Raw genomic sequence first — 16,388 nt, forward strand, 5'->3', positions numbered from 1 at the left:
GCTCGCAATGACGTTAATGACGTTTTGTATAATAGTCTTTACTTCTTCTCTACATCCTGAAAATCGGCATCTACTACTTTTTCATCGTTAGCAGTATTTTCTTCAGCAGGCTGGCTTTCGCTTTGTGCTTTATACATTGCTTCACCGATTTTCATACTAGCTGCAGTTAAGCTCTCTGTCTTTTCTTTAATTAAAGCAGCATCTTCCGACTCAAGAACAGCTTTTAAAGCAGATAGTGCTTCTTCAGCAGCTCCTTTATCTTCTGATGATAATTTATCACCATACTCCGTAAGACTCTTTTCAGTAGAATAAACTAAACTATCGGCAGCATTTTTTGCTTCAATAAGTTCCTTACGCTTTTTATCTTCATCGGCATTCTGCTCAGCATCTTTAATCATTTGTTCGATTTCGGCATCGCTAAGACCGCCGGAAGCCTGAATAGTTACTTTCTGCTCCTTACCGCTTGCTTTATCTTTAGCCGAAACATGCACTATTCCATTAACATCAATATCAAATGTTACCTCTATTTGTGGAACACCTCTCGGTGAAGGAGGTATGCCTTCAAGATTAAACTGACCAAGTAATTTATTACTAGCTGCCATTTCACGTTCACCTTGAAACACTCTAATAGTTACGGCATGCTGATTATCGTCAGCAGTTGAGAATACCTGACTTTTTTTAGTAGGTATAGTAGTATTACGATCGATTAACCTTGTAAATACGCCGCCAAGAGTTTCAATACCAAGGGATAGAGGCGTAACGTCTAATAATAATATATCCGTTACTTCTTTATTAAGTACTCCGCCTTGAATAGCAGCACCAAGAGCTACAACCTCATCAGGATTTACGCCTTTATGCGGCTCACGTCCGAAGAATTTTTTTACGGCTTCTTGTACTTTCGGCATTCTAGTCATACCGCCTACTAAGACTACTTCTTGAATATCAGAAGCTTTTAAACCTGCATCCTTTAACGCTTTACGGCAAGGCTCAACGGTTTTTTCAATTAAATCATCTACTAATTTTTCGAGTTCTGCTCTAGTAAATTTAATATTTAAATGTTTTGGTCCTGTACTATCAGCTGTAATATAAGGTAAATTAATATCGGTAGTTACTGCGGAAGATAGCTCTTTTTTAGCCTTTTCTGCCGCTTCTTTCAAACGTTGAAGTGCTAAAGGATCATTACGTAAATCTATACCGCTTTCTTTTTTGAATACATCTATTAAATGGTTTAATATTCTTGTATCAAAATCCTCGCCGCCAAGGAATGTATCACCGTTCGTTGATTTTACTTCAAAAACACCGTCACCGATTTCAAGAATTGAAACATCGAATGTTCCGCCGCCAAGATCGTATACTACAATAGTTTTACTTGCCGATTTATCAAAACCGTAAGCAAGAGCTGCAGCAGTCGGTTCGTTAATTATTCTAAGGACCTCAAGACCTGCGATTTTACCGGCATCTTTTGTTGCTTGACGTTGTGCATCATTGAAATAAGCAGGCACGGTTATTACTGCTTGTGTTACTTTTTCGCCTAAATAATTCTCTGCGGTTTCTTTCATTTTTTGTAAAATAAAAGCACTAATTTGGCTTGGTGAATATTTATTGTTATCCGCTTCGACCCATGCGTCACCGTTATCGGCTTTAACTATATTATACGGTACGATATCTTGGTCTTTCTTAACCATAGGATCGGTAAAATTTCTACCGATTAATCTCTTTACCGCATATATAGTATTGCGAGGGTTGGTTACTGCTTGTCTCTTAGCTGATTGTCCAACTAATTTTTCGCCGTTTGCAAAAGCTATTATTGACGGCGTAGTTCTCTCACCTTCTGAATTTTCTATTACTTTTGGCTCTTTACCTTCCATGACTGCAACACAAGAGTTAGTAGTCCCAAGGTCGATACCTATTACTTTTCCCATAAGATTCCTCGTTTTCTTTTTTATTTTTTGTTTAGTGTTGTCTATATGATTCGATTCTTTCGTCATTGCGAGGAAAAATTGAAAATTTTGACGAAGCAATCCAGTAAAAAATGCATAGCATTTTTTTATTAATTTCCTGGATTGCCACGCAGCCTACGGCTGCTCGCAATGACAATTTTGGTTATTACTCGAGCCACATAACAAATCCTTTAATTATTGTGCTATGACTTTTTATTTGATATAGTGCGGCTTAAATGATTTTACAAGAGGTGAAAATGAAAAAACTACCGATTTTACTAAAACTTTTATGTATTATTAATTTAGTTTTCCTAAATAATGTAGTTTTAGCATCTTCTGAAGCAAGCAGTGCTATATTTGAAAAAGCGAAGAAAGCAATCGTAACAATTGATACTAGAATTGCCGTATCGGCATATGATGATACAAGTAGTTGGACAGGAACGGGATTTATTAACGATAAGAACAACGGTTATATAATTACTAATACTCATGTTGTCGGCGGTGCGTCTATCGGAACTTATTTTGTTACTTTTTATAATGGTGAGCAGGCAGAAGCAAAACTTATCTATTACGATATTTGGCAGGATTATGCCGTTTTAAAAGTAGAGAGCAAAGATATACCGGCGTCGGCAACACAAATAGCTTTCTCAAATGAGATTCCAAAATTAAATCAAAAGGTTTTTGTAGTCGGTAACACGGAAGCAAAAGGTTTTTCTTTCCATACCGGTTATTTGTCCGATCTTTATAATATTGAAGGTTTAATGCCGCAATGTACTTATGTTATTAATTTAAATAGTACTGGCGGTGCTAGCGGTTCACCGGTACTAAACGATAAGATTGAGGCTATAGGAGTATTATACGGCGGCGGTAAAACTCATTCTCTAGCACTGCACGGTGATTATGTAGCTCGCACCTTAGAAAGTTTAAAGAATAATAAACAACCAAGCAGAAAACATATAGGAATAATAAGCGAGTTATATTCTTTAAATAAAGCAGTTAGACATCATAATTTCCCTAAAGAAGAAATGGATAAATATATAAATAAATTTCCTGATAGTAGAAATAGGGTGATAAGCGTTAAGGTAGTTCTAGCCGGTTCGCCTGCTGAAAAATCTTTAAAAGCCGGTGATATTATTTGGGCAGTTAATGATAAGGAACTCGGTGGCAATCTAGCATTATTTGATAGAGAAATGGATAATTTCAAAGGAATAGCTATTAAGCTTACTATATTTCGTGATGGAAAAAAGCTAGAACAAGCAGTAGATTTATATGATGTGAACAATAATAAAATCGCTAAAATGATAAATTTCGGCGGTGCGGTATTTTTTGAAGCCGATGACTATTTTAGTAATAAATCAGGTGTCCCGCTTAAAGCTTTAAGTATAGCTTCCGTTCAATCCGGTAGTAGCTTTAGCTCTATACCGACATTCTTTACCAAAGATTATAAAAATGTTTATAGATTACAAATTTTTGAGATGAAAGATTTGGCTTTAAGTAATCTTGAAGATTTGGTGAAATTCTTACCTGCTATTACTAAAGAGAAATTTATAACGGTTAGATTTAAAAATTATCAACCTTATTACGCTAATTTCGGTTATAACGAACTTATCTCCTCACATGATGATATGATTGCCGATGTAACCTTGGATTCTATAGATACCAAGCCTTATATATTAAAGTATAATACTGTTTCTCATGATTGGGATATGGAAAATATAAAACTTCAGTAACTAATCGATTGTGATAAATTAACAATTCTTAATCAATTAAGTCGCAATCAATTCAACTCGGTTTGTTGCGTTATTACTCCTAAATTTATAATCTTAATTTTAGGAGAATTGCAAATTATCTCAGTGTTGTTCACTATACTATAATATTCCTACGTGGATACTAAAGTCGTCACTGCGAGCAGGCCTTGTTGCGTGGATCGATAAAACCTACTGTGTCACCCCGTGGCTTGACCACGGGATGACAGAGGTAAAACTGATCCACGCAACAACACCTTGCGAGCAGCCTTAGGCTGCGTGGCAATCTCGTCAAATATCCTAAGATTGCTTCGTAAATTATTTCATAATTTCCTCGCAATGACGGAAAAAACTAATTAACAATTCCTCCTGAAATAATTAATAAATTTAGGAGAATTAATGAGAAAACAAAAAATACCTACTTTACCTACATCAGATTTAAGTCAATATAAAACTCCAAGCCTAAATTCCCCCGATTCAGAGAGAGAAATGAAACCTGCATCGGTAAAGAGTGATATAGAGGAGCTGGAAGTGTTATTTAAAGATAAAACAAAAAGCGGCATAAAAGATTTTAATAGTGCATTAAAGGTATGTATTGAAAATAATCCCACTGCCTTATTACACGAAGCGGCTGAGCATGGTAAAAAAGAGTTAGTGATAGCAATCTTAAAAGTAAATCGGGATTCTATAGATTCTAAGACTCTTCAGGGGCTATCGGTATTACATTCGGCAATTGCAGGAGTTAATAATAAAGACGTTATTGAAATTCTATTACAGGCAGAGCCTACTTTAGTAACAAAAAAAGATGCTTCAGGTCTTACTCCATTAGATTATTCTACATATTATGGAAGTAGGGTAGAGATAGTAGAAATATTACAAACTTACACTCGCGATGTTAAAGATCGAATTCCTATAGAATCATCAAAATACAATATAACACCATGTAATAATTGGGAAGAAGATATGCAAGAATATTTAAAAAATGAGATGTTTATAATTGGAAACACTAAGCATATAATAAATGGAGATTGTATAGAAAATTTGTAAATTATTAGACAAGCCTCTTCCTTGTAAATTTAATATAGAGTATTAGATTTGCAAGGAAGATGTAGAGAGTTCTTTAATAAAAAACGGTAAGTATGTAAAACTTACCTATAAAGTATTTTAAGCTTAAAAATTATAACTCAGTGACAGGTATTTCTTTTCCTAGTGCTTCAACTTGATAGTACGCTGTTTTGTATGAATCATAGCCGCAAACAGGTGTTATTATCCCATCTTCACTAGCTATATAGGTTGTTTTTTGTAGCATATGCTCCTCAATACGCACTAATTTACCTTGCAATATTTCATCATTTTTAACAAAATCCATTTTAGGTGTTATGGATTCGGCTAAGCTCTCTGAATGCGATTTTATTTCTTGAAAAGTTGATTTTGTTGGAAAATAAGATTTATACATATCTTTTATAGTGGTGGTTACATTTTGGTATAGCTCTAAGCATTTATTGCTTAAGTTAGCTATTTTTTGTATAAAGCTTTCCAATTTCATAATATAATACCTTAAATTTATTTTGAAGCGGCAAAAATATATAAGTCTTGTTTATAAATGTCAACATAAATTAATATATTATTACTATAAGTATTAACAAATGCTAATTATTATAATTTTCTTTCACAAAATCGAAATAAACTGTTATTAATATAAAAAACCAATCTTAATCTAGTATATGCGTTCTTTATTTGTAGTAATTATATTCTTTCTAATGAGTTGTAATTTAAAACCGGTATATAGTGAAAAATACACTAGAAATAATGATTTAGAAACTATTAAAGTTGAACCGATTAGAACAATTGAAGGAGCTGAGTTTTATCATCGTTTAACTAGTATTTTACCTCAGAAAGCAAAAGCAAAATACCTGCTTAAAGCAGAGCTTATCGCAACAACTATGCCTGCTACTATTGAAAAAAACTCCAATGTTTTAAGGGAATATATTAATCAATTAGTTAGGTATAAATTAATTGATATAGAAAGCCAAAAGGTTTTAATTGAAGAGAAGTTTTACCAAAACACGTCATATAATGCTATTTTTACACCATATGCAACAAATGTTGAAAGAGATGAAACAGGAATAGACTTGGCATATCAAGCAGCAGAAGAAATTCGTAGCAGATTAATTTTATATTTTACACGGAAATAGTTAAGCTATGAAATTTTATTTTTCACAAATAGGTAGATTATTTGAACTAATAAAAGCCGGAAAGATTAGAGCTCTTTTACTATACGGTCCTGATAAAGGTTATATAGAAAAAATTTGTAAGCATTTAGTAAAAAGCTTAAATATGCTACAAACTTCTATAGAATACTCAGATCTTAATATTTCATCTTTAGAAATATTACTTAATTCGCCTAATTTTTTTGGTCAAAAAGAATTAATTAAAATTAGATCGGTTGGGAATTCAATCGATAAGAATTTAAAAACAATTCTAAACAATGATTATATAAATTTTCCTGTATTTATAGGTGAGGAAATTACTTCAAGCGGGAGCTTTAAAAAGTTTTTTGAAACAGAAGAATATTTAGCGGCAGTTGCTTGTTATCATGACGATGAAGCAAAAATTGAACGAATTATTTTAGGTAAAGTAGAAAAAACTAATAAAATTATAAGTAAAGAGGCTATCACTTATTTAAAAGCTCATTTAAAAGGTGATCATGATTTAATTTGTAGCGAAATAAATAAATTGATATATTTTGTTCATGATCGAAGAGAAATTACTTTAAACGATGTTCTAAAAGTTATAAGTAGCGAAATTACGGCAAACGGTAGTGATTTAGCAATGTATTTTTCAAAAAAAGATTATAGTAATTTTCTGCAAGAGCTGGAAATATTAAAAAAACAAAATATCAATGAAGTTTTAATTATTAGAGCATTAATAAGGCATTATTTAAATTTATATATAGTTTTGTCGAAAATAAAAAACGGTGAGAGTTTGGAACTCGCAATAAAATCATTATCACCACCGATTTTCTATCAATATATTAATGATTTTACAAAGATAGCAAACAGTCTTAGCCTAACTGAATGTTTAGAGACTTTAAAACTGTTACAGCAAGCGGAGGTGGATTATAAATTAAATCCTGCTAGTTTCGATTTATTCCAAAGTATACTCTAAAGTAAATGAAGAGTAGACGAAGTTTAATTTGGAAAAGAGCAAGGAGACTATAAGGCGAGGAGCTGAGCGTATACTTAATACGTGAGCACCGCAGCTCTTATAAGACGACGTAGCCAATTTTTCAAATTAAACGAGTATACATTATGCCTAGACCTGATTTTTCTGACCCTGACAAACAAATTCACGAAATAATTAGAGTTAATCATGCCGGGGAGTATGGGGCAAAAAGAATTTATCAAGGGCAGCTAAAATATATCAAATCTCAGAATGATCATATATTAATTAAAGAAATGCTTGATCACGAAGAGGTCCATCTAAATTATTTTGAAAAAAAATTACTAGAAAAAGAAGTAAGACCCACGTTTTTATTATTTTTTTGGCATCATTACGGATTTTTACTTGGTGCTTTATCTTCCTTGATGGGAATAAAAACAGCGATGCTTGTTACCGAGAGTGTAGAAGAAGTAATAGAAAAGCATTATGAACAGCAAATAAATTATTTAGAAAATAAAAATGTTGAGCCGGAATTATTAAATAATATTATTAAATTTCGACTTGATGAAATCGAACATAAAAATATTGCTATAATGAATGATAGTACTGAGGCAGTATTTGCAGAAATAACTAGTAAAATAGTGAAGATAATTTGTCGTATCTCTATAATTTTAAGTAAGAAAATTTAGAGTTAACAGCTTAATTAGTTGAAAAATCTAGAAATATTTTACTTCTAAGATATTAAGAAGATAATAAAAAAACATTAATAATATTATTAAAAACGGTGATGAAAAGAAAAACTTTTTTCTAATTTTTTCTTTATTTTTTGCATTTGTATTTTTTAGAATTAATAAATCTTTATTTTTATTAAACATAAGCTAATACTACTCGCAATTCCTTTATTTAATTTATGCCTAAACCTAATCTAGAATTAATAAATAATAGGTGCCAGGGGTTAAGCTCCGTTGCTGTAAGACAACAACCTCCATTATACTTCATGATTTTACTCACTTATAATAATAGACCCCTGGCATAACTTAATGTTAAGTTTTGACAGATTGGTCTTGCAACAATGGAGCTTAAACATTATTAGCGGTCTATATATTAGTTGAATAATATAAAGAGTCAAGAGATTTTAGTTGTCATTAATAATAAATAATGTAATTCTGAGTTATGAGGTTATATTTTCTATATAATCTGCTTCTAGAATTTGCTTTTACATCAATAATAATTTATATTTATTTATATACTAAGATAGAACTTGAAAAATTGACTATCTCGTCTTTGTAAGTCCTCGAATACTGAATGTTTATTATACGCTCCGCTCCTCGACTTATAGACTCATTGCTCTCTTTTCCAAGTTGATCTTCGTATAATTCGTAAGTATAATTAGAAAATGATAAAATAAAATATGAATCCAAATTCACATCCTATTACTAAATCGCACTTATTCCATATAGTAGACCCAAGCCCTTGGCCCGTCCTAACATCTTTTGCTTTACTTCTTTTGGTTATAGGCGGCGTTTCGTTCATGCATGGCTACAAATTTAATATATATATTTTATCTGCAGGAGTTATTTCAGTAGGTTACTGTTTATATTCTTGGTGGAGAGATGTAGTGAAAGAAGGAATAGTCGAACATCAGCATACTAGTCCTGTTAGAAAAGGTTTACAAATAGGTATGGCGTTATTTATTTTAACGGAAATAGTATTTTTTGGTGTATTTTTTGCTTCTTTTTTTAAATCAAGTCTATCACCCGTAGGTCTTTTAGACGGTGTATGGGTTGTAAAGCAGGGAATTTGGCCTCCACCTACAATTAAAACTTTTGATCCATTTGATATTCCTTTTATCAATACTTTAATACTACTCTTATCGGGTACTACCGTTACTTGGGCTCACTATGCCTTAGAAGAAAAAAATCAAAAAGATTGCGTAACTGCACTTGCTCTTACCATATTGCTTGGAATATTTTTTACAACTATGCAAGCATATGAATATTATCATGCGGCGTTTAAATTCACGGATGGTATATATGCTTCTAATTTTTATTTAGCCACGGGTTTTCATGGAGCTCATGTAATTATAGGTACTATATTTCTAATAGTTTGCTACTTTAGAGCAAAAAGAGGAGATTTTACTACAGAAGGTAATGGACATTTAGGGTTTGAATTTGCTGCATGGTACTGGCATTTTGTGGACGTGGTTTGGTTATTTTTATTTACGTTTGTTTATATATTTGGAAGCTAAATTATACTATATGTGATTATAATGTTACTTAAAATAAGTGTTTTTAAAATATTTTTGCATATTAATTAAAATTGCATATATTTAGGAGTTGATTTATATATAAATAAATTATACATTATTTTTTAAATGCTAATTATTTTATTGAGGTAAAACATATGAACTTTCCTATTCGTAAATTAAACGAAGAATTAATCGATTATAATCTATCATTACGCATACTATTTACTATTCTAAGCGTGGCTATTATTATGGTAGCTTTTGATAGCTTAGGTAGTAGTGTCGGCGATCCTGTAGGTGATGCATTGTGTAAGTTAATTAAAGTATTCAGAGGCAATACTGCAAGAGGTATAGCTGTTGTCGGTATAATTGTTCTGGGAATTCAAACATTAAGAGGAAAATTGCAGTGGGAAGTAGCTTTAGTAGTAGTTACTGCAATCATTATATTATTTAAAGCTCCAGATATTGTTAGTATGGTATCAGATACTAGTAGCTCAAGTTGTGGTGTTTCCTAATACGCGATAATAAAAATTATTATATCTTTAGTAATACCCATAAGTTTCGGCTTATGGGTATTTTTATTTTTAAGTGACGTTGTTACATAGCCTAAGCATTGCCTGTGTGGATACCGAGTCGTCATTGCGAGGAGGCATTGTTGTGTGGATACCGATGTCATTCCTGCGGAAGCAGGAATCCAGCATAAAGCGAGATAAATCGAGCTTTTAATTTCAAAAATTTTCTGTATTTATACTTTTTTTCTGGATTCCCGCTTTTAGCTAAGAATGACATAAAGAGCATTTACCGGTCCACGCAAGCAACATCCTCACTTAAATAAAAGTCCTAATCTATTACCTATAGCAATATCAATATATTTTGCTGTAACAGGGATCCCTTCAATATTCATTTCTAGATATATTGCTTGTTTTGCAGGGATTTTTGTTTGTAGTTTTGTAATTGATACATATTCATCTAAAGCTTGATTATTACTATCCATTACTCTAACTTTGATTATAGGATCAGAAATTAAATAATCAGACTGATTAGATAATTTATAAAATATCTTCATACCGCCTATATGACGAGATTTTCCTAAATTAATTTCCTCTATTTTTAATTGATCATATTTACCTAAGAATTTAAAGCTATCTATTAGTAATATCACTAAACAAAAAATTATAAAGCTAGTCCATAATATTGGAAATATATTATATTTTTTCTTAGGAGGAATATACGGTAAAATAACCGGCACATTAGCATTATAATGATTTTTAATAGGAGTTTTAATAGTTTCCGTGTTTACTTTATCTTTAAAGTCATTTAATTTACTCGTATTATAGTCTAATTTTTGAAACCATGAATGACTACATTTAGAACATTTTACTCGTCGTCCTTTAATACCTATTTGATTGCTTGTAACAATAAATCTTGTTTGGCAATTTGGGCAAGTAATATACATAGTTAATTATAATTATTATGTTTGACTTTATGATAATCTCATTTATTATTTTTGGCAATAAAACAGTTAAAAGATTATGTCCTCTCTTATTAAAGAAATTGAAGAAGCTTGGCAAATTAAGGACAAACTTCTTCAAGATTCTTCAAAGCTTATAACATTAAAAAAAACTCTTAATGATATTATAGAAAGCTTAAATCAAGGTACAATTCGTGTTTGTGAAAAGAAAGAAAATAGTTGGGAAGTTAATGAATGGGTAAAGAAAGCTATATTGCTATATTTTATCACTACGGAATCGCAACTTTATAATAACAATTATAATAGTTGGTATGACAAAGTTGCTCCTAAATTTTCTGCGGATACTGATAAAAATATATTCAAAGAAGCAGCTATACGTAAAGTTCCCGGAGCTGTTGTTAGAACCGGTACTTATATAGCTAAAAATGTTGTAATTATGCCTTCTTTCATTAATATAGGTGCTTATATAGATGAGGGAACAATGATTGATACATGGGCTACTATCGGCTCATGTGCTCAAATTGGTAAGAATTGCCATATTTCAGGTGGCACGGGAATAGGAGGGGTGCTTGAACCGCTACAAGCAAAGCCCGTTATCATTGAAGATAATTGTTTTATCGGTGCAAGATCGGAAATAGCAGAAGGGGTAATAGTAGAAGAAGGAGCAGTAATTAGTATGGGAGTGTTTATCGGTAGCTCTACAAAAATAGTATATAGAGATACAGGTGAAATTATTTACGGCAGAATTCCGGCTTATTCTGTCGTAGTTCCAGGAGTATTACCTGCTAAGGAAGCCGGTAAGCCTGGGCTTTACTGCGTAGTCATCATAAAGCAAGTCGATAAAACTACTAGATCTAAAGTAAGCATTAATGATTTGTTAAGGTGACCGTTCACTGTCACCTAGTTCGTTTGACCAGCGTTGTTGCATGGCTCAAGAAAAGTACTCGGTGTCATTCCTGCGGAAGCAGGAATCCAGCATAAAGCGAGATAAATCGAGCTTTTAATTTCAAAAATTTTCTGTATTTATACTTTTTTTCTGGATTCCTGCTTTCGCAGGAATGACATAAGAACCATGCAACAAGGTCCGCTTGACCACAGGATGACAAAGAGGAATAATAAGCCGCTCAACACTAGTGGACGGTCACGGATCAATAATGTCGCCGATTATATCTTTAAAATACTCTTTTCTTTGTTGTTGCTCTGAAATATCCAGTTGTTGAATTGCATTATTATTGGGGTTTCCTAAGAAAGTATTGTATGCCATAAGGATTGCATTTTGTTGTTTTTTAGGATCATGTACAACGCCGGCTGCTTTAAAATATGATTCTGCAGCATCTGCTTCCTGTTGTTTTTGAAAGCGAAGTTCGTTTCCTTGGTATATTATATATGAATCATATTTTTTTATAGGCTTTTCAGCCTTATCTATAAGACTGGTATAACATTCTAATATAGAGTCTAATTTATTATTCTTTCTATAAAATATGATAGCTGAATCTTCACGTCCTAAGTTAAATAGCATATCACCGATTTTATCGTACATTTCTTTAAGCTCTTCATTACATGTTAGGGCTGCATTATAATTAGCTAAAGCTCCCTTATAATCTTCTTCTTCGCTCAATATATCGCCTATTTTAGAGTAGCAGCTAGCTATAGTTTTAATTACTTTCCGTCTTGTCAGGATATTTACTTAACCACTTTATGGCTTCTTGATAATATTGCACCGGTTTATTATTTTCAGGTTTTATATTTTTTATAGAAGATAAATAGTTATTTTGTACGAATAAATCACATATTTCAATTAAGGAACTATAGCAATCATTGGACCTAGACCATGTTGTAGGTAACATTTCTTCAAATAATGATAATTCTTTAATTTGTAGGTTTAATACATATCGGTAGGCTTGAATAACCTGGTTATTATCAGTGAACTTCTCAATAGAGTCTAAAATTTGAAATATTGCCTCTATAAGGTTATTATCTTGTTTGTTTGATATAATAGTTTGAAGTTCCGATAATTGTGCTAATCCTTCAAAATAAGAAAGAGTTTTTTATAGCTGGATATTGTATTGAAGAACTTGGTAAATATGGTTTAACATACTCATCATAGTTATTATTATCTGAAAATTTTACACAGTTAAGAGATGTAGATATATTAAAATCTCTGAAAATTGATTGGATAGTATTAGTTATACATTCTACATTTATCTGTATTTGTATATATAAATTTTCTATAAGACTATCTTGTTCCTTTAGAAATGAACTTAGTTTCTTTATCTCTAGATTTTGTACTCCTGCTATCTCTTCTAGATCGTTTAGCTCTAGGGTGAGCTTTATTTCTTCATCTTGAGAAGTAGGTTTATGGAAAAATTTTATATCTGAAAATTCTAATATATCATTATTAGCGGTAACGTTTTGTAATATTGGTATAATTTTATTGTGATTATTTTCATGATATTTTGTTATTACACATATAATATTTCCATTTAATTTTATGTGTTCTTTTTTAGGAAAAATATTGTTAAAGCCTGGTAGAATATCATTAAAGTTGCCGGGTATTATTGTTCCTGCATCTACTATTGCAATAAATTTTAATTTATCGGTCATTTGAACTAGCTTTTTAATGAAAAATACATTAATTAACTCTTGAACTGGATCGGGTACTCCGTTAGAGCATTCCCAAAATACTTTTTCTGCAATTTCAAATTTTTTGGGATAATATATAGCTGGTTCATATTTATGCTTAATTTCCGGTGTTGTTTCAAAATCAAATAATTTATCAAATATAAATTCTTCACCGTTTTCGATAATCTTGAGGTTGTTTTCAAGAGCATTTAAAAATGTGCTTTTTCCGCTATAAGGTAATCCTATTACTACTGTAGCTTCTGATGTTTTTCCTGCTTGTATTAGTGAATAATTAACTTCAGTCAATCCATTTAGAATATTTTCTTTTTAAAGAATCAAGAGCAGTTTCTTCTTCTGTTAAAGATTTAATATCAAGTTCTGTGGGAATTTTAGATTTCATATATAACCACTAATTTATTCTTTAATATAAATTTTTATACTGTCGTTTTCGCCGCTATCACTGATAGCTCTAATAATAAATTCACCGGTTTTTGCTTTCCATATTACAGGTTCGTTTGATTTTGCGGTTGCTATTAATTCATTATCTACAAACCAAAAAACGTTATTGGTTTTATTATCGCTAATCGCACTAAAAGTAATATTATCACTATCTTTAATTGAATGTATGGAATTTCTTAACGGGTATATAATTTTAGGTTTCTGATGATGCCAATTTATCAACCTATTGCAATAGTTTGTGGGTATCGGTTTCGGTAATATATGTATTCCTGCTTTTTGGTAAACCGAAAGCATATCCGTCGGCCATAAATTTACTGTTTTATATTCTGTTTGTCCTTTAATAAAGTTGCAAGCAGGCATACCGGTTTTTAAATCTATCAACATTTTTCTATAAATACCGGATTGTTTTATCGGTGATTTGCCTTTAATGAATAAGGCTTCTGCTTTAACCGGACACATATCGTTATCGATATCTCCCGTATCTGCACAAACTTTTACTTTAGTAATATTTAGTTCATTAATTTTTGAAAGGATTAAATCCTCATCTTTATTTGGCTGGGCTATTGATTCTATAACATTAAAGAATAAAGGGGCCGCAGAAATATTACCTGTAAATGTTCCGTGAGTTTGGCCTTTGAAATCTCCAACCCAAACGGCAAGTACGTATTTTCCAAATATGCCTACGCTAAGTGCGTCTCTAAATGAGCTAGAAGTACCTGTTTTCCAATAAATCGGTAAGTTATGCTTTGTATTGTTATAGGTAATAGGACGAGTCGTATCTTTTATAATATCAAGTGTTAGATAGCTTGCTTCGGGGGATATCATTGTCATTGCGAGCGACTGAAAGGAGCGTGGCAATCTAGTAGAGTTTGTATTATTTTGTTCTAGATTGCCGCGTCGAGGCTTTGCCTCTCCTCGCAATGACGTAGAAAGCATTTTCCTAAGCGGTTTATAAGTACCGAAATTAGCAAGCATAGCATAAAGAGTAGTTAACTCTTCAAGAGTAATTTCTGCTGTGCCAAGTACTATAGATAAGCCATAATTTTCAGGTTTTCGTAAGCCGCTAATTTTTGCTTGTTGTAAGAACTCATAAAAATTCGGGTTTTTTAACTTAGACGCCAGAAATATTACAGGTACGTTACGGCTCTTTATTAACGATTCTTTAGCACTTAATCCTCCTGTAAATCTGCTATCAAAATTTTCCGGTTTATAATGATCGTAGTAAGTAGGTGTATCCTTTAGTAAAGTTAACGGATGTATTAGTGATTGATCAAAACTAAGTGCATAGACAAACGGTTTTAAAGCTGAGCCTGGAGATCTTTGACTTTTGGTGCCGTTAATCTGTCCGCAAATATCGTTATTAAAAAAATCACCTGAACCAACGCTTGCAAGCACTTCCATAGTAGTAAAATCAATAAGAATTACGGAAGCATTATTAATGCCGTATTTTTTCAGGTTATTAATATATAGCCGGACTTGCTTTTCTATAGTAGTTTGCAGATTCTTATCTATAGTAGTACGTATAATAGGACTATCATTATTTGCCAGGATATCTAAAGTGAAATGCGGTGCGATAAAAGGAAGATTTTTATTTTGATTAAATTTAATCGGCAAACTAATTAACTTATTATAAATAATATCTTGTGGGTGAGTCGTTAGCCACTCGGTAAATAGATATTTACGTGCTTTAAAAATATTAATATCATTCCCGCCTCTTTTAAGAGGATTTTGTGGGATTACTGCAAGGCTTAGAATATCGAGCAAATTTAAATCTTTTAGGTCACGATTGAAGTAAATATAACTGCCGGCTGTTATCCCTTCAATATTACTACCATAAGGCACTAGGTTTAGATAAGCTTCTAGGATTTCATTTTTTGAATAATGTAGCTCTACATGAATAGCTTTAATGATTTGATGGATTTTGCCAAGAATAGTAGAAGAGTTTATCCCGTATCTTAAACGTGCTACTTGCATTGTTATAGTAGAGCCGCCTATTTTACGATTATTCTGTAAATAAGTAGAATAAAAAGCTTTGGCTAAAGAAACGGGGTTAATGCCGAAATGTTTGTAAAAATGCCTATCTTCATATAACAATACTGCTTCTATAAAACTTGCCGGTATTTCACTTATAGGAGTGAATATCCTATATTTGTCGTCTTTAGAAAGTGAAATACGCATTAACTCGCCGCTTCGATCAAATACTCTTTGTGAGAAGCTTATATCTTTAAGCAATGGAGCAGGAAGAATAGCAAAATATAATATTATAATGCCGCTGATTGTAATAAAAAGTAATTTGGTTTTGAGAGACAATTTATGTACCTATAAAGAAATTATTGTCATACCGTCGTCAAGCCGGCGTTGCCCGCGTGGATACCAACTCGTCATTGCGAGCGACCGTAGGGAGCGTGGCAATCCAGCAAAAATAATAAAAAAATGCTAATTTATAGCATTTTTTACTAGATTGCTTCGTCGAATTACTACGTAATTCTTCTCGCAATGACGTCGAATCCTAGCAGTAACCATTATTATCCAATAATCATTATAAAGCATTTTAAAAATAATGAAAATTTTAATAATATAGCTTGCATGTATAGAAGTAATATCGTATAATGCACCACAAGGCATTAATAAATTAACTAATCGTTAACAAAAATTAAACATTACGATTATTATAAATATTAAATTATCATATAAAATCTACGTTACTACCCTGCCTTATAACCCATCAATATAAATTTCTTGAC

At 31.9% G+C, this 16,388-nt stretch carries 18 protein-coding genes; 8 read left to right on the plus strand and 10 right to left on the minus strand.

Going from position 1 to position 16,388, the window contains the following annotated elements; all coding sequences use genetic code 11:
• Positions 1-38: 38 nt before the first annotated feature.
• Positions 39-1,922 carry a molecular chaperone DnaK gene (gene dnaK / locus BN1174_RS05160; protein ID WP_040257063.1) on the minus strand — a complete coding sequence of 628 codons (1,884 nt, stop codon included), beginning with the start codon at positions 1,920-1,922 and terminating at the stop codon, positions 39-41.
• Positions 1,923-2,176: 254 nt separating this feature from the next.
• On the opposite strand from dnaK, the gene BN1174_RS05165 reads away from it, so the two are divergent.
• Positions 2,177-3,670 carry a S1C family serine protease gene (locus BN1174_RS05165; protein WP_040257065.1) on the plus strand — a complete coding sequence of 498 codons (1,494 nt, stop codon included), beginning with the start codon at positions 2,177-2,179 and terminating at the stop codon, positions 3,668-3,670.
• Between the two features lie 169 nt (positions 3,671-3,839).
• On the opposite strand, the gene BN1174_RS10015 is transcribed toward BN1174_RS05165, so the two are convergent.
• Complete coding sequence (locus BN1174_RS10015; RefSeq protein WP_156138497.1) at positions 3,840-4,025, minus strand: hypothetical protein; 186 nt, start codon at positions 4,023-4,025, stop codon at positions 3,840-3,842.
• Positions 4,026-4,084: 59 nt separating this feature from the next.
• Between BN1174_RS10015 and BN1174_RS11795 the strand changes: the two genes are divergently transcribed.
• The gene (locus tag BN1174_RS11795) at positions 4,085-4,732 is read left to right on the plus strand and encodes an ankyrin repeat domain-containing protein (protein ID WP_040257066.1); all 648 of its coding nucleotides are present in this window, start codon (positions 4,085-4,087) and stop codon (positions 4,730-4,732) included.
• 130 nt (positions 4,733-4,862) lie between these two features.
• Here BN1174_RS11795 and BN1174_RS05175 read toward each other — a convergent pair whose 3' ends face one another.
• A complete protein-coding gene (locus tag BN1174_RS05175; protein WP_040257068.1) occupies positions 4,863-5,231 on the minus strand; it encodes a hypothetical protein in 369 nt (122 codons plus the stop codon).
• Positions 5,232-5,409: 178 nt separating this feature from the next.
• Between BN1174_RS05175 and BN1174_RS05180 the strand changes: the two genes are divergently transcribed.
• From BN1174_RS05180 to BN1174_RS05190, 3 genes are all read left to right on the plus strand, one after another.
• A complete protein-coding gene (locus BN1174_RS05180; protein ID WP_040257070.1) occupies positions 5,410-5,880 on the plus strand; it encodes a hypothetical protein in 471 nt (156 codons plus the stop codon).
• Positions 5,881-5,887: 7 nt separating this feature from the next.
• Positions 5,888-6,853: a DNA polymerase III subunit delta gene (gene holA, locus BN1174_RS05185; RefSeq protein WP_040257072.1), complete on the plus strand. Its 966-nt coding sequence runs from the start codon at positions 5,888-5,890 to the stop codon at positions 6,851-6,853.
• A gap of 143 nt (positions 6,854-6,996) precedes the next feature.
• Positions 6,997-7,536, plus strand: a complete 540-nt coding sequence (locus tag BN1174_RS05190) for a demethoxyubiquinone hydroxylase family protein (RefSeq protein ID WP_040257074.1) — start codon at positions 6,997-6,999, stop codon at positions 7,534-7,536.
• 27 nt (positions 7,537-7,563) lie between these two features.
• On the opposite strand, the gene BN1174_RS10870 is transcribed toward BN1174_RS05190, so the two are convergent.
• Entirely contained in the window at positions 7,564-7,722 is a 159-nt protein-coding gene (locus BN1174_RS10870; RefSeq protein WP_197062047.1) for a hypothetical protein, read from the minus strand.
• A 536-nt stretch (positions 7,723-8,258) separates the two neighbouring features.
• On the opposite strand from BN1174_RS10870, the gene BN1174_RS05195 reads away from it, so the two are divergent.
• Together BN1174_RS05195 and BN1174_RS05200 are read left to right on the plus strand one after the other, a co-directional pair.
• Positions 8,259-9,095, plus strand: coding sequence for a cytochrome c oxidase subunit 3 (locus BN1174_RS05195; RefSeq protein ID WP_011271387.1), 837 nt, complete (start codon positions 8,259-8,261; stop codon positions 9,093-9,095).
• A 155-nt stretch (positions 9,096-9,250) separates the two neighbouring features.
• Entirely contained in the window at positions 9,251-9,607 is a 357-nt protein-coding gene (locus tag BN1174_RS05200; RefSeq protein ID WP_040257077.1) for a TrbC/VirB2 family type IV secretion system protein, read from the plus strand.
• A gap of 308 nt (positions 9,608-9,915) precedes the next feature.
• On the opposite strand, the gene BN1174_RS05205 is transcribed toward BN1174_RS05200, so the two are convergent.
• Positions 9,916-10,548, minus strand: coding sequence for an MJ0042-type zinc finger domain-containing protein (locus BN1174_RS05205; RefSeq protein WP_040257079.1), 633 nt, complete (start codon positions 10,546-10,548; stop codon positions 9,916-9,918).
• Positions 10,549-10,624: 76 nt separating this feature from the next.
• Here BN1174_RS05205 and dapD point away from each other — a divergent pair, with 76 nt between their 5' ends.
• The gene (gene dapD, locus BN1174_RS05210) at positions 10,625-11,449 is read left to right on the plus strand and encodes a 2,3,4,5-tetrahydropyridine-2,6-dicarboxylate N-succinyltransferase (protein WP_040257081.1); all 825 of its coding nucleotides are present in this window, start codon (positions 10,625-10,627) and stop codon (positions 11,447-11,449) included.
• Between the two features lie 255 nt (positions 11,450-11,704).
• Here dapD and BN1174_RS05215 read toward each other — a convergent pair whose 3' ends face one another.
• The 5 genes from BN1174_RS05215 to BN1174_RS10030 form a co-directional block, all read right to left on the minus strand.
• Entirely contained in the window at positions 11,705-12,181 is a 477-nt protein-coding gene (locus tag BN1174_RS05215) for a hypothetical protein (protein WP_040258045.1), read from the minus strand.
• A gap of 37 nt (positions 12,182-12,218) precedes the next feature.
• Positions 12,219-12,410 (minus strand): hypothetical protein, encoded by a 192-nt coding sequence (locus BN1174_RS10875; protein ID WP_197062048.1) that lies wholly within the window; start codon positions 12,408-12,410, stop codon positions 12,219-12,221.
• Between the two features lie 181 nt (positions 12,411-12,591).
• On the minus strand, positions 12,592-13,491 hold the full coding sequence (locus BN1174_RS11800) for a hypothetical protein (RefSeq protein ID WP_231555807.1): 900 nt from the start codon (positions 13,489-13,491) through the stop codon (positions 12,592-12,594).
• A 108-nt stretch (positions 13,492-13,599) separates the two neighbouring features.
• Positions 13,600-15,954 carry a penicillin-binding protein 1C gene (pbpC, locus tag BN1174_RS05230; RefSeq protein WP_040257084.1) on the minus strand — a complete coding sequence of 785 codons (2,355 nt, stop codon included), beginning with the start codon at positions 15,952-15,954 and terminating at the stop codon, positions 13,600-13,602.
• 37 nt (positions 15,955-15,991) lie between these two features.
• On the minus strand, positions 15,992-16,141 hold the full coding sequence (locus BN1174_RS10030; RefSeq protein ID WP_156138499.1) for a hypothetical protein: 150 nt from the start codon (positions 16,139-16,141) through the stop codon (positions 15,992-15,994).
• Between the last annotated feature and the right edge of the window lie 247 nt (positions 16,142-16,388).

It is taken from the genome of Rickettsia hoogstraalii (genome assembly GCF_000825685.1).
GTDB lineage: Bacteria > Pseudomonadota > Alphaproteobacteria > Rickettsiales > Rickettsiaceae > Rickettsia > Rickettsia hoogstraalii.

Bases quoted from the DNA above. Each gene is read 5' to 3' on its own strand.
- dnaK (WP_040257063.1), bottom strand. From the start codon at position 1,922: ATGGGAAAAGTAATAGGTATCGACCTTGGGACTACTAACTCTTGTGTT.
- BN1174_RS05165 (WP_040257065.1), top strand. From the start codon at position 2,177: ATGATTTTACAAGAGGTGAAAATGAAAAAACTACCGATTTTACTAAAA.
- BN1174_RS11795 (WP_040257066.1), top strand. From the start codon at position 4,085: ATGAGAAAACAAAAAATACCTACTTTACCTACATCAGATTTAAGTCAA.
- BN1174_RS05175 (WP_040257068.1), bottom strand. From the start codon at position 5,231: ATGAAATTGGAAAGCTTTATACAAAAAATAGCTAACTTAAGCAATAAA.
- BN1174_RS05180 (WP_040257070.1), top strand. From the start codon at position 5,410: ATGCGTTCTTTATTTGTAGTAATTATATTCTTTCTAATGAGTTGTAAT.
- holA (WP_040257072.1), top strand. From the start codon at position 5,888: ATGAAATTTTATTTTTCACAAATAGGTAGATTATTTGAACTAATAAAA.
- BN1174_RS05190 (WP_040257074.1), top strand. From the start codon at position 6,997: ATGCCTAGACCTGATTTTTCTGACCCTGACAAACAAATTCACGAAATA.
- BN1174_RS10870 (WP_197062047.1), bottom strand. From the start codon at position 7,722: ATGTTTAATAAAAATAAAGATTTATTAATTCTAAAAAATACAAATGCA.
- BN1174_RS05195 (WP_011271387.1), top strand. From the start codon at position 8,259: ATGAATCCAAATTCACATCCTATTACTAAATCGCACTTATTCCATATA.
- BN1174_RS05200 (WP_040257077.1), top strand. From the start codon at position 9,251: ATGAACTTTCCTATTCGTAAATTAAACGAAGAATTAATCGATTATAAT.
- BN1174_RS05205 (WP_040257079.1), bottom strand. From the start codon at position 10,548: ATGTATATTACTTGCCCAAATTGCCAAACAAGATTTATTGTTACAAGC.
- dapD (WP_040257081.1), top strand. From the start codon at position 10,625: ATGTCCTCTCTTATTAAAGAAATTGAAGAAGCTTGGCAAATTAAGGAC.
- BN1174_RS10875 (WP_197062048.1), bottom strand. From the start codon at position 12,410: ATGTTACCTACAACATGGTCTAGGTCCAATGATTGCTATAGTTCCTTA.